The following is a 12711-nucleotide window of genomic DNA, read 5'->3' as shown; positions in this document are numbered from 1 at the left end:
TCTGTACTATATGCCATAGATTTATTATAACATGCTTGTTTGAAACTAAGCAACTATAATAGTCAGCACATCGTCTAGTTTTCCTGCCTTGAGATAGTTGATAGAGGACTGAAGCGTCACTCCATCAAGTCCCAGCGAGATAACCACCAAACCACTGATTTGGTCACATAGCGTGAATAGATAGCCACCATGGGCATTGCCATAGTAATTGAGCGACGAGTTCACTACTTTGGTCGTCACCACAACGTGACCATCTCTCATTTTTTCAATTTCGTAATTTTCAAAGGCAGATATAGCGTCAAAATGAAAGTCTTTCATCGTTTCCTCCTGATATTTCAAACGACACTATGATACTACTTTTTATAGGACTGTGCAAGGAGAAAGCTCCTAGTCTAGTGAAATTCCGACATGTTCCACAAAGCGCATAAAGGCTATCTGCCCTTGTTCTGTCTGCTTGTAGACTCCTGCATCCTCAAGTACACGCACAAAGATAGCACCCACAGAGTCCTTGACGATTGCAAGGGCTTTTTCTTTATCCGTTAGGTCTGGATGTTGGGATTTGAGTTGGTCTGCCCACTCCTGATGATAATCGGCAACTGTAACAGCTTCTCCTACAAGATAGCTAGCGACTTGCTCTACTTCTTCTTTCAGACGTGGTGGCAAGATTGCCAAGCCCATGACCTCAATCAAGCCGATATTTTCCTTCTTGATATGTTGGACATCCTTGTGGGGATGATAGATGCCATCAGGATGCTCTGCTGAAGTCTGATTGTCTCGCAAGACCAAGTCCAACTCAAACTGTCCATCACGCTTACGCGCTATTGGTGTGATGGTGTGATGCGGTGTCCCGTCCGTCTCTGCCAAAATCTGCACACTAGAATCTGAATACTGACGCCATTCCTGGAAAATCTTATCAGCTAAGTTAATCAAATCCTCTTTGGAATCCGAAGTCAAACGCAACACTGACATGGGCCACTTGACAATCCCAGCCTTGACCTGCTCAAAACCAGTAAAAGAGAAAGTCTTTTGCAAGGGAGCCAATTCCATAGGAAATACGTGACGGCCTCCCTGATAATGATCATGAGTTAGAATAGAGCCCCCCACAATCGGCAGGTCGGCATTAGATCCAGCAAAATATCCTGGAAACTGCTCTACGATAGCCAACAGACGTTCAAAACTCTGACGACTAATGGCCATGGGACGATGCTGGCCATCTAAAAAGATACAATGCTCATTAAAGTAAGCATAGGGCGAATACTGGAAACCCCATTCCTGACCAACCATTTCAAAACGGATAATCCGGTGGTTGCTGCGAGCTGGGTGGTTGACCCGACCATGGTAACCCTCATTCTCTAAACAAAGTTGACACTGAGGATAATTACTAGCTTGCACCAACTTGGCTACCGCAATCTCTTTCGGATCCTTTTCAGGCTTAGAGAGATTGATGGTAATTTCAAGTTCTCCATAATCAGATGGAACACGATAAGCGATATTTTTAGCAATGGCCTTGAGTTTGATATAGTCATTTTTCCGACTGAGTTGATAAAAATCCGCTATCGCTTGCTCAGGAGAGTAGGCATAGGCTTCCCAGAAGTCACGATTGACCTGACTCGGACAAGGGGTCACCAAGTCCATCAATTCAGCACCAAGGATTTCACGCGCAGTCTGACTATCCTCAATCGTCTCTAATCGAACGGCTTCCTCAACTAGCTGGTCCTTGAGGTCAATCAATTTATCCAGATTGGTCTCAACTTCCAAAACACCTTCTCCCACTCGTGCCAAAACACGATTGGTCAGGTAGATTCGATCCATTTCCTCAAATGAACTTTCAGAAATGACATGTGTTACAAATTTATCTACTAAGGTCACTATAGAGCCTCCTTTTGACTAGTCAAGGACGCGAGTGCCACCTGCAACTTCAGCGATATAGAAGCTTGGAGCGTATCCAACTACTTCCTCGTAGTGTTTGCCTACAGCTTCCTTAAAGGCCTCAACAGTATCTTTTTGAACCAAGGCAATGGCACAGCCACCAAAACCAGCCCCTGTCATACGAGCACCGAGAACTCCTTCTTGTGCCCAAGCTGTGTGAACAAGGGTATCTAATTCCAAACCAGTTACTTCATAATCATGCTCCAGAGAAACGTGTGACGCATTCATCAAACGACCAAATGTTTCCAAATCACCTGCTTGAAGGGCTGCTTGAGCTTTAAGGGTACGTTGGTTTTCAAGCACAGCATGGCGAGCACGTTTCAAACGATTTTCATCTTTAATCAGGTAGCTATATTGATCAAAGGCCCACTCGTCTAATTCACCCAGGGTCTTAATATCCAAGGCAACTTGCAATTCTTCCACTGCTTTTTCACACTCAGCACGGCGTTCATTGTACTTAGAGTCCGCCAATTCACGGCGTTTGTTAGTGTTCATGATAACAACAACATTGTCCTTCAAATCAAGTGGCACCAAGTCATACTCTAAAGTGTTAGTATCTAAGTAAATAGCACGTTGGTCTGCACCCATACCGATAGCAAATTGGTCCATAATACCAGAGTTGACTCCGATAAAGTTGTTTTCTGTTTGTTTTCCGATTTTAACCAAATCGAGACGCTCTAATTTTAAATCAAAGAGATGCTCTGCCACAACCCCTGTCAAGAGTTCCAATGATGCTGAAGAAGACAAACCAGCACCATTTGGGATATTCCCATAAACATAAAAATCAAAACCTTTGTCAATCACATGCCCAGCTTCTTGCAAGAAATGAAGGACACCTTTTGGATAGTTGGTCCAGTTGTGCTCTTTTTCAAACTTGAGGTCAGCGAGAGGCACTTCGATAATGCCCTTGTCCTCAAAGTTAGCTGAGTAGAAACGCAAGACTTGGTCGTCACGCTTACGAACTGCACCGTAAGTTCCCAAGGAAATAGCAGCAGGAAAAACGTGCCCACCGTTGTAGTCTGTGTGTTCACCAATCAAATTGATACGACCTGGTGAAAAGAAAGTTTGGTCTGCTTCTTGACCAAAAACAGCAAGAAAGTCTTTGCGAAGAGTTTCAGCAGTAAGATGTTGTGTCATATGATTTCTCCTTTGACTGTCCGTTAAGCCACCTTAACGTGTAATCGTTTTCTTCTATTGTATCCAAGGGATTTCTCAAGGTCAATCCTTTTTACTAAAATTTTAGTAAAATATCAGTAAAAAGAAGAAAAACATGATATACTAACCTAATCAAGGAGGATTTATGGCTACCTTAAAAGACATTGCACAGCTAGCCTCTGTCTCTATCGCGACCGTATCCCGCGTCCTCAATCGCGACCAGAGCCTATCTGTTACAGAAGAAACCAGACACCGTATTTTAACCGTTGCTGAAGAGCTGGGCTACACCAAGCACCTCAAGACAGGCGAGTCCCACAAACCCAAGCAAAAGATTGCCATTATCCAATGGGTCAGCGAACAAGGGGAGCTGGACGACCTCTACTACTACCAGATTCGCCTAGGAATAGAAAAAAGAGCCCAAGAGTTGGACTATGATATCTTGCGCTATTTTAATGACCATCCTTTTACCTTAAGCGAGGAAGTGATTGGGATTCTCTGCATCGGAAAATTTAGCCGAGCTCAGATTTCTGCCTTTGAAGAATACCAAAAACCCCTGGTCTTTCTAGACAGTGATACACTTTCCCTGGGACATACTTGTATTATTACGGACTTTTACACTGCCATAAAACAGGTTGTCGATTATTTCCTCAGCCAAGGAATGGACCGTATCGGGATTCTAACAGGCTTTGAAGAAACAACTGACCAAGAAGAAATTATTGAGGATAAGCGGCTGGAAAATTTCAGAAACTACAGTCAAGCAAAAGGAATCTATCATGATGAACTGGTCTTTCAAGGAAACTTTACTGCCCAGTCTGGCTATGACTTGATGAAGGAAGCCATTCAGAACTTGGGAGACCAACTCCCACCAGCATTTTTCGCAGCCAGCGATAGTTTAGCCATCGGTGCCCTTCGTGCGCTCCAAGAAGCTGGAATCAGCCTACCAGACCGTGTCAGCCTCATTTCCTTTAACGACACCAGCCTGACCAAGCAGGTTTATCCTCCCCTCTCCAGCATCACAGTTTATACTGAAGAAATGGGGCGAGCAGGTATGGATATTCTTAACAAGGAAGTCCTCCACGGTCGGAAAATACCTAGCCTGACCATGTTGGGAACCAAACTGACATTAAGAGAAAGTACCCTAAATCAAGAATAGGAGTTTTAGAACTCCTATTCGTTTTTTATTCGATTACAATCATAGACTTAATGGTCTTACGTTCATCCATATCTTTGTAGGCTTGGTCGATATCTTCCAGTTTATAACTTGAAGTAAAGACGCGACCTGGATTGATATCACCATCAAGGACGGCTTTTAGTAAAAATTGCTTATCGTATGTTGTAGCAGAAGCTGCCCCACCTGCTACAGAGATATTTTGCATAAATGTCGAACCAAGAGCACGATTATTATAGTGTGGGACTCCTACAAAGCCCATACGCCCTCCATTATGAAGAACACCTAGCGCCTGTTCTATAGCAGCCTCCGTACCAACACATTCAAGTGCTGCGTCTGCTCCTCCACCGAGGATTTCACGCACCTTGGTAATTCCTTCTTGACCACGTTCTGCAACAACAGCTGTCGCACCTGACTCCATAGCCATCTTTTGACGGTCTTCATGACGGCTCATAAGGATAATTTGTGATGCTCCACGCATCTTAGCCGCGATGACAGCACATTGACCAACAGCCCCATCACCGATAACAACAACCTTGTCCCCTTTTTGAACATTTGCAACACGTGCCGCATGATAGCCTGTCGGCATGACATCTGCAAGAGTCAAAAGGGACTTGAGCATCCCTTCTGTATAGTCAGAAGGTTGACCAGGGATTTTAACCAGCGCCCAGTTTGCATAGTGGAAGCGAATATATTCTGCCTGAAAATCACCCCCCAAATTATTGCCAATATGATTGTCGCAAGAACCGTCAAATCCAGCAATACAGGCATCACACTCACCACATCCATGTGTAAAAGGGACAATCACAAAATCACCTGGTTTCACCGTCGTAATGGCTTCCCCAGCTTCTTCAACAATCCCAATCGCTTCGTGTCCACTATTTTTGTGTCCAGCTTTCGTTTCTGGATTACGGTACCTCCATAAATCTGAACCACAAACGCACGCACGAACCACACGAATAATCACATCATCCGCTTCTATTATTTGCGGACGTTCAATGCTAGCAAGTCCAACCTGACCTGCCTTTGTATATACTGCTGATTTCATTTAAAATTTTCCTTCCTTATAAAGTTTAATTTTGAGATTTAAACGATTTAAAGCTGTCTGTAGCTGAGACAAGCGCTCCTCTAATTTTTGCTTTTCCTCTTCTAAAATACCAAGCCTCTCCTCTCTCGTTTCATCTCCCTTTTGGTAGAGCGACATATAGTCAACTAAACTATCTACAGAGACACCCGCCGAACGAAAACACTTAATAAATTCCAGCGCTTCGATATCCTGATCTTGAAAATCACGAATCCCTGTTGCAGTTCGAGTAATCGGTGGCACAAGACCAACCCGTTCATAATACCGAATCGTATCCGCTGAAATTCCCAACAAATCACTGGCAGATTTAATATTCATAGGCTAACCTCCTCTCATTTCATTCACTGAGTTTAAGCTACTCTAACTCACTTATCTTATTATATAACTTTGAGTTGACTCCAAGTCAAGCATTTTGTATCTAATCGAAAAATTTTTATCATTAACAATCATATATCTGGAATTTATACAATGCTCTTCTCTTACCAATTTTTGAAATATTTAAATAATAAAGAAATTACTCTATTCCAAATAAGATAGTACCCAAGTATTTTTCACTTTTTTCTAATGTTGATGCTCATAACTCCGTTCCAAGTCACACACCTTTCGCTTATGGGTTTGGTGAGTTTCTAGGTCAGCATCAATTTCAATGGTAATATTTTGAAAACCACAATCTTTTAGGAAAATTCGAATAGACTCTTTACAAGTTTCCATATGTTCCATTTCTTTTAGACAAACATGGACAATGGCATTTTTTTCCAAAGCATCCATAGTCCAGAGATTAAGCTGATTAAGGCTGGCCACATTGTCCAATCGCTCCAGGCCACTCTTTACTTGCTTGATATCAAGACCTTCTGGCACAGCATCCAAGAAAATCTTGAGTCTAGACCAAAAACGTGGAAGGGCTTTTGAAAGAATAAAGAAAGAAATGACAAGGGACAAAAGAGGATCTAGGATATACCAGTCCGTAAATCGAAGAACAATCGCCATCAGGATAACAGCTACCCACCCTAGCGTATCTTCCAGAAAATGCAGACTCAGAATAGACTCATTCTTTGTCTTTCCCTTACCAACCACCAGACTCGCTAACAGATTGATAGTAATCGCAATAATTCCTAACCAGAGAATCCCCTCATCATTGACTGGTTGCGGATGCAAAATCTTCGTGACATTTTCCAAAATGACTAGAACAGAGCCCGTTACGAGAATCACAGCTGTTACCAAGGCTCCTAGCAGGCTAAACCGCTTATAGCCCAAGGTGTACTGATTGTCTTCTTCACGATTGGAGATTGTTTCTAGAAAAGCTGATATTCCAATTGCAATCGCATCTCCCAAGTCATGCACAGAGTCAGCAAGAACAGCGCTAGAACCAAATACTCCACCTGCAATAAACTCAACAATGGCATAAGTCAAATTTAAGAAAAAAGCCACCCAAACAGCATATTTTGCCTTCATATTTCTCATTCCTTTGTTATAATAGATTTATGAACACCTTGTTCATTATCATTATCCACTAAAACTCAAAGAAAGGATAGAAGCAAAACGTCAGCTTTATTCAGTTCTGAACAATTTGCCTTAAGTGTCCATATGACTAACATTGACCGCCGTATCAGCAAAACCAAAAAAGCCATCTATCAAGCTTTTATACAACTTTTGAATGCTAAGGGCTACGAGGCCACTACTGTTCAGGATATCATTGATCTCGCAGATGTGGGACGATCCACCTTTTACTGTCACTATGAGAGTAAGGAGCTTCTTCTGGACCAGCTCTGCCGCTACCTCTTCCATCATCTTTTTGAAAGAGAGCAAGCCATTTCAACCGAGAATTACCTCGCCCACCTCTTTCTCCATTTTCATAAAAACCAAGACCATATCACCAGTCTGCTATTTTCCAAAAATGACTACTTCCTCCGTCAACTCCATAAAGAGCTAGAACACCATGTCTATTCCGTGCTAGCTGATAATTTAAAAGAAGCCCACCCTAATCTGCCTACTTCTTACCTCCAACACTTGGTCATGTCCAACTTTATCGAGACATTGACCTGGTGGCTCAAAAAAGGTCAAGATTTCACAGACCAGGAAGTTGTCCAATTTTATCTAGACCTTCTCATTCCTAAAAATTGAATATAGAGTAAAGCTTCAGTTGTCTTATTTCTAGGTTACTGAGTTTTTTATCTTTTCAACAACAAAAGAGGACCCGCCGATCCTCTTTTTCATACTATAAATCCTTGATTATCAACTATATCTGTTTTAATCGAAATCTCAAAACAGCACTTTCAAACATCTTTTCCTAGTTAAGTAAATCAGTATTCTGCTTAGCTGCCTTGCTCCATTGATACCAACCAACTAGACTGTTAATGAGATAAATTAGATATTTCCCTTGAATTTGCAGGCTTTCTCCCCACCAGAGATAGATTGAAAAAACATTGGTAGCCGCCCAGAATATCCACTGTTCACGGTAAACAGCTGTCATGAGGATTTGCCCTACCCCATTGGTTGCATCTGTGATTGAATCACGATAGGGACGATTGGCACCAATAGACTGATAAATGAAGCCAAAGGCCAACCACCAAAGCACACTGATGGAAAGATACTTTGTCCAGCCCTTGCCGTCCAGTTTACGCGCGACAAACTCCTGCTTTTCCTTCTTAAACTGTGCCTGATAAATCCAAACTAGAAGTCCAATTGGCTGCATGACTGTGAAGTAAAGTGTCGTCAGCACCTCACCATAAAAGCCTTTCTGTAGGGCCAAAATAAGGTAAATAACAGAGTTAATCAAGCCAAAAAGATAATTACTTGCTCGACCTTCCGATACAAAGATTACACAGATAATCCCTGTCAAGCTACAAATCATCCCAATCCAGTCAACAATACGATGTTCGTAAACCAACTCCAGCCAGAGAGGAAAACTTCCTAAAACCAGCAAATAAATCCACTGGGCAAAACTACGATGGGCAAAGAGGTCATCCCAGATAGCCTTCATAGTTCCTGAAAATCCTAAATCAGCCATAGCCACAACCATACGACGGTAACCACCTGACATTTCACCTAGGGTTGTTTTGATATTTTCAATTTTCTTTTGCAAATAAGTATGCATCATTTCTCCTTTTGTTTTTAAAGAGCCGTGTCTGGATAGACTTTCGGACGCAACGCTCTATTATATATCTACTGAACTGTCTATACACAAGATTTCCATCCTTAGTCGACATGAGCTGGAAATCTTTATTTGTTAAGTAGTTCACAACACATTATACACCTATTTTGTGAATAGTCAAGTGTCTTTACAGTAAAAATTTGAAAAATCCTAAAAATTTTCTCTTATTTTCCATTTAAAAATGAAAATCATTAATTCTGACACCCAAAAAGCCCAGACGACATTGTCTGAGCGTTCTTCTATATAGTCGTTTAACCAAGTTGAGCTTAGCTTTTCAAGCTATTTCTTCAACAAACCTTGTTCTTGTAGAAACTCCTTGGCTACTTGTTCTGCTGACTTGCCTTCAACACCGACTTGGTAGTTGAGCTGGCTCATCTGGCTTTCAGTAATTTTACCAGCCAATTTATTAAGAACTTTTTCCAACTCAGGGTGTTTCTTGAGAAGAGCTTCTTTCATGAGTGGTGCCCCTTGATAAGGTGGGAAGAGTTGCTTGTCATCTTCCAAGATCTGTAAATCATAACGCGCCAATTCCGCATCAGTCGAATAGGCATCCGTGATTTGAATATCACCTGACTGAATTGCCTGATAGCGAAGGGCTGGTTCCATGGTCGCCACATTGAGATTGAGACCATACATTGATTGCAATCCTTTATTTCCATCTTCACGGTCATTAAACTCAAGGGTAAATCCAGCCTTCAACTGCCCTTCCACTTTTTTCAAGTCCGAAATGGTCTTCAAGCCATATTCTTGAGCAATTTTTTTCGGAACAGCTACAGCATAGGTATTTTGATAAGACATAGGTTTGAGATAGGCTAGATGATCCTGTTTGGCAATACCATCACGCGCCACATTATAAACCTGCTCTGGCTCATGACTTACTTTCGGTGATGGTTGAAGTAAACTTTCAGTCACCGTTCCTGTAAATTCAGGATAGATGTCAATATCGCCTTTTTTCAGAGCTTCATAGAGGAAGCTTGTTTTCCCAAAATTTGGTTTAACAGTCGCAGTCATGCTGGTATTTTCTTCAATCAGTAATTTATACATATTGGCCAAAATTTCTGGTTCTGGACCCAATTTTCCAGCAATCACCAAGTTTTCCTTCTCTTTTTGAGCTAAGAGGGCTGGACTATAAGACAGACCTAGCAATAAGGTCACCAAGGCAAAACCTGAGAAAATCGTCCGCAATTTTGCCTTTTCCATCACTTTTAGTAGGAAGTTAAAGGCAATGGCTAGCACTGCAGAAGAAAGTGCCCCAATCAAAATCAGACTGGCATTATTACGGTCAATTCCCAAAAGGATAAAGGAACCCAGTCCCCCTGCACCAATCAAAGCCGCCAAGGTTGCCGTACCGATAATCAAGACAGCTGCTGTCCGAATCCCAGACATGATAACAGGCATAGCAAGTGGAATTTCAAACTTCTTGAGACGCTCCCACCTAGTCATCCCAAAGGCAATCCCAGCCTCTTGTAGACTTGGATCAATTCCCTTGAGTCCAGTGATGGTATTTTGTAAAATCGGAAAGATCGCATAAATCACTAACGCTGTCAAAGCCGGCAAGGTTCCAATTCCCATCAAGGGGATAAAGAGTCCCAACAAGGCCAGAGACGGGATGGTCTGGAAAATCCCTGCAATCTGCAAGACCCAGTCGGCCAACTTCTCATGATAGCGAAGAGAAACAGCCAAGGGAATCGCAAGCAAAATAGCCAGCAACAAGGTCAATAGTGACAACTGCAAATGTTGAGATAGAGCTGTCAACCAATCACTAAAACGATCCTGAAAAGTTGTAATTAAATTAGTCATGAACACTACCTCCAAACAAGTCTGCTACAAAGTCTGTTGCAGGGGCTTTTAAAATGGTCTCGGGATTCGCTACTTGGCGAATCTCTCCATCCTGCAAGACAGCAATACGGTCCGCCAATTTCAGAGCTTCATCCGTATCATGGGTTACAAAAATAGTTGTCATCCCAAATTCTTTATGCAATTCTTTCGTCAGAACCTGCAACTGTTTTCTCGAAATAGCATCCAAGGCTGAAAACGGCTCATCCATGAGGAGAATCTTAGGCTGACCAATCATGGCACGGACAATACCGACCCGTTGCTGTTCTCCACCAGATAATTCACTCGGAAGTCGATGCCCATACTCGGCTACTGGTAAACCAACCTTAGCCAAGAGCTCTTCTGTTTTCTGAGCAATTTCTTCCTTAGTCCAGCCCTTCATTTCAGGAATGAGAGCAATATTTTCCGCAACTGTTAGATTTGGAAAAAGAGCAATAGCCTGTAAAACATAACCAGTAGAAAGACGAAGTTCACGCTCATCATAGTCTTTGATGCGCTTCCCATCCATATAAATATTTCCATCAGTTGGTTCCAAAAGACGGTTAATCATCTTGAGCATGGTCGTCTTACCTGACCCAGAAGGCCCTACTAAAACCATAAATTCCCCATCCTCAATCTGTAAGTTGACATCTCTCAAGACATCCTTTTCTGTATAGCGCAGTGCTACATTTTTGTATTCAATCATTCTTTGTCCTCATTTAAAACTTCCCTCGATTAGTCAAGTCTTCTACCTTAGGCATGACTTCCTTATTATCCCAATGCTCCACAATTTTCCCGTTCTCTAAACGGAAGATATCGTACTGAGCATAAGCAAGGCCATCAATCTGAGTCTGACCATAGCTAACCACATAGTTTCCTTGTCCTAAGAGTTGGAAAACAAAGTCAAAAGTGACACTATATTCAGCCACATAGTTTTTATAAGCAGCACTTCCTTGTCCAATCTCATGATTATGCTGAATCAAATCGTCTGCCACATAATCACTCCACTGCTCTAGCTCCCCATTTTGGAAAATTTCTGTCAAGAAACGGCGAACCAGCTTTTTATTTTCTGCTTTCTTATCCAAATCCTTGATTTCAAAATCTCCAAAAATTTGATCTAGTTGGTCATTTTCAGGTGTTCGATAGTAGTCAATGACATCCCAATGCTCAACAATACGACCATTCTCATCCGCACGGAAAGTATCCGTCGTCACCAATTGATCTTCTCCACCCTTCAGATATTGATGAACATGAACAAAGACCAGATTGCCATCCTCAATGGTGCGGACAATCTTAATCTGACGCTCTGGATGACGCTCAAAGAAATCTGCAAAGAAGGCTTCAAATTCTTCTTTCCCGTCAGGAACACCTGTCGAATGTTGGATATAGGTATCCCCTACAGACTGGGCTTGAGCCTCAGCAACTCGTCCGTCTTGAATGGCATGGATGTATAGGTTTGAGCATTTTTCACTTGTTGTGACATATTCTAAATCTCATTTCCCTTCTCTTTCAGATTCGCCAAAATTCTTTCTTGAAAACCTTTAAATTGGTGAATTTCTTCCTCTGAAAATCCTTTGTAAAAGATAGTATCCAATTTCTGACTGACACGATGCCCCACTTCTTTCTGGGACTTGCCTAACTCCGTTAAAACTAAATACTTCTTACGCTTGTCTTTTCCACACGGACTAACAATTACAAGCTTTTGTTCCTCTAGCTTTTTTATCATAGTTGTCAGCGTATTATTCGCAAGCCCAGTCGCAAGCGCGATATCTGTCGCAGTTGCGCAGCCAGTTTCACTATTCCATAAAACCGCTAAAATCTTGCCCTGTTCACCCCTATAAAGAGCCTCAGGATCTTGGCTCAGTAACTTCTGAAAAATCCGCCCATTCAACAAACGAATATGATGGGCTAGCAAATGACTATCTTTCATAACACCTCCAATTATTTCGATATCGAAATGAATAGAATAATTGTAACACTTGTCCTTTCAACTGTCAACTATTTCGATTTAGAAATAATTTTTGATAATGATTTACATCACCATACTCCGATTCAACTAACTTTTAACGAGAGTTTCTAAACTCCTTCGTCCTCCAGTCTACAAAAGCCTTCCATCTGTACTATACTATATTTTATGAGGAGTCACGTTTTTCCTATCAGACCATTTATTTTAAAGATAGAAGTCAATCATAATTGCTTCCATCTGTTCTTTTATAGTATATTGAAGTTGGACTAGGGCACTGTATCTTCTAAAACATCGATAGAAAGCGATTTAATTCCCCCAATCAATTTGTTCATATCTTATTTCATCCCGCTATAATTTCACCTTACCCTATCTTTTTCGTAGCACCCTTCAAACAGCCTATACCCTACCGTTTGACGATTCCTCACTTCGCTCCACTTCCATTA

General features: G+C 41.7%; 12 protein-coding genes and 1 pseudogene. 2 read left to right on the top strand and 11 right to left on the bottom strand.

All coding sequences use genetic code 11. The features are described from left to right. Window positions 1-57 precede the first annotated feature (57 nt). The 3 genes and pseudogenes from HT736_RS08690 to HT736_RS08680 form a co-directional block, all read right to left on the bottom strand. A pseudogene (locus tag HT736_RS08690) lies at window positions 58-318 on the bottom strand (PaaI family thioesterase); the annotation flags it as partial. Between the two features lie 69 nt (window positions 319-387). Beyond that, on the bottom strand, window positions 388-1869 hold the full coding sequence (locus HT736_RS08685; RefSeq protein ID WP_172930951.1) for a UDP-glucose--hexose-1-phosphate uridylyltransferase: 1482 nt from the start codon (window positions 1867-1869) through the stop codon (window positions 388-390). Window positions 1870-1887: 18 nt separating this feature from the next. Beyond that, entirely contained in the window at window positions 1888-3066 is a 1179-nt protein-coding gene (locus HT736_RS08680) for a galactokinase (RefSeq protein ID WP_172930950.1), read from the bottom strand. A gap of 163 nt (window positions 3067-3229) precedes the next feature. Between HT736_RS08680 and galR the strand changes: the two genes are divergently transcribed. Next, window positions 3230-4237, top strand: a complete 1008-nt coding sequence (gene galR, locus HT736_RS08675) for a DNA-binding transcriptional regulator GalR (RefSeq protein ID WP_172930949.1) — start codon at window positions 3230-3232, stop codon at window positions 4235-4237. Between the two features lie 25 nt (window positions 4238-4262). Here the strand turns inward: galR and HT736_RS08670 are convergent, their stop codons facing one another. The 3 genes from HT736_RS08670 to czcD form a co-directional block, all read right to left on the bottom strand. Next, window positions 4263-5300 (bottom strand): zinc-binding dehydrogenase, encoded by a 1038-nt coding sequence (locus tag HT736_RS08670; protein WP_172930948.1) that lies wholly within the window; start codon window positions 5298-5300, stop codon window positions 4263-4265. Next, window positions 5301-5654 (bottom strand): stress response transcriptional regulator NmlR, encoded by a 354-nt coding sequence (gene nmlR / locus HT736_RS08665; protein ID WP_001022629.1) that lies wholly within the window; start codon window positions 5652-5654, stop codon window positions 5301-5303. It abuts the gene before it with no gap. Window positions 5655-5897: 243 nt separating this feature from the next. Beyond that, a complete protein-coding gene (gene czcD, locus HT736_RS08660; RefSeq protein ID WP_172930947.1) occupies window positions 5898-6788 on the bottom strand; it encodes a cation diffusion facilitator family transporter CzcD in 891 nt (296 codons plus the stop codon). Between the two features lie 132 nt (window positions 6789-6920). On the opposite strand from czcD, the gene sczA reads away from it, so the two are divergent. After that, window positions 6921-7457 (top strand): TetR/AcrR family transcriptional regulator SczA, encoded by a 537-nt coding sequence (sczA, locus tag HT736_RS08655; RefSeq protein WP_000181702.1) that lies wholly within the window; start codon window positions 6921-6923, stop codon window positions 7455-7457. Window positions 7458-7623: 166 nt separating this feature from the next. Here the strand turns inward: sczA and pnuC are convergent, their stop codons facing one another. The 5 genes from pnuC to HT736_RS08630 all read right to left on the bottom strand — a co-directional run bounded on the left by pnuC (window position 7624) and on the right by HT736_RS08630 (window position 12232). Continuing rightward, a complete protein-coding gene (gene pnuC, locus HT736_RS08650; RefSeq protein WP_050146367.1) occupies window positions 7624-8430 on the bottom strand; it encodes a nicotinamide riboside transporter PnuC in 807 nt (268 codons plus the stop codon). 336 nt (window positions 8431-8766) lie between these two features. Beyond that, the gene (locus HT736_RS08645; RefSeq protein WP_172930946.1) at window positions 8767-10287 is read right to left on the bottom strand and encodes an ABC transporter permease/substrate-binding protein; all 1521 of its coding nucleotides are present in this window, start codon (window positions 10285-10287) and stop codon (window positions 8767-8769) included. After that, window positions 10280-11008 (bottom strand): ABC transporter ATP-binding protein, encoded by a 729-nt coding sequence (locus HT736_RS08640; RefSeq protein ID WP_172930945.1) that lies wholly within the window; start codon window positions 11006-11008, stop codon window positions 10280-10282. The genes HT736_RS08645 and HT736_RS08640 overlap by 8 nt, the downstream gene beginning before the upstream one ends. Window positions 11009-11021: 13 nt before the next feature. Continuing rightward, on the bottom strand, window positions 11022-11750 hold the full coding sequence (locus HT736_RS08635) for a nuclear transport factor 2 family protein (RefSeq protein ID WP_172930952.1): 729 nt from the start codon (window positions 11748-11750) through the stop codon (window positions 11022-11024). A 38-nt stretch (window positions 11751-11788) separates the two neighbouring features. Then, window positions 11789-12232 carry a MarR family transcriptional regulator gene (locus HT736_RS08630; RefSeq protein ID WP_044791050.1) on the bottom strand — a complete coding sequence of 148 codons (444 nt, stop codon included), beginning with the start codon at window positions 12230-12232 and terminating at the stop codon, window positions 11789-11791. Window positions 12233-12711 lie beyond the last annotated feature (479 nt).

The organism is Streptococcus sp. 339 (genome assembly GCF_013277285.1).
Classification (GTDB): domain Bacteria; phylum Bacillota; class Bacilli; order Lactobacillales; family Streptococcaceae; genus Streptococcus; species Streptococcus pseudopneumoniae.
The sequence above is the reverse complement of the archived record's forward strand: the minus strand, read 5'-3'. Positions and strand labels throughout refer to the sequence as shown.

Excerpts from the sequence above, each read along its gene's own strand:
- HT736_RS08640 (WP_172930945.1), bottom strand. The coding sequence starts at position 11,008 with ATGATTGAATACAAAAATGTAGCACTGCGCTATACAGAAAAGGATGTC.
- HT736_RS08645 (WP_172930946.1), bottom strand. The coding sequence starts at position 10,287 with ATGACTAATTTAATTACAACTTTTCAGGATCGTTTTAGTGATTGGTTG.
- HT736_RS08630 (WP_044791050.1), bottom strand. The coding sequence starts at position 12,232 with ATGAAAGATAGTCATTTGCTAGCCCATCATATTCGTTTGTTGAATGGG.
- sczA (WP_000181702.1), top strand. The coding sequence starts at position 6,921 with ATGACTAACATTGACCGCCGTATCAGCAAAACCAAAAAAGCCATCTAT.
- pnuC (WP_050146367.1), bottom strand. The coding sequence starts at position 8,430 with ATGCATACTTATTTGCAAAAGAAAATTGAAAATATCAAAACAACCCTA.
- galR (WP_172930949.1), top strand. The coding sequence starts at position 3,230 with ATGGCTACCTTAAAAGACATTGCACAGCTAGCCTCTGTCTCTATCGCG.
- HT736_RS08680 (WP_172930950.1), bottom strand. The coding sequence starts at position 3,066 with ATGACACAACATCTTACTGCTGAAACTCTTCGCAAAGACTTTCTTGCT.
- czcD (WP_172930947.1), bottom strand. The coding sequence starts at position 6,788 with ATGAAGGCAAAATATGCTGTTTGGGTGGCTTTTTTCTTAAATTTGACT.
- nmlR (WP_001022629.1), bottom strand. The coding sequence starts at position 5,654 with ATGAATATTAAATCTGCCAGTGATTTGTTGGGAATTTCAGCGGATACG.
- HT736_RS08670 (WP_172930948.1), bottom strand. The coding sequence starts at position 5,300 with ATGAAATCAGCAGTATATACAAAGGCAGGTCAGGTTGGACTTGCTAGC.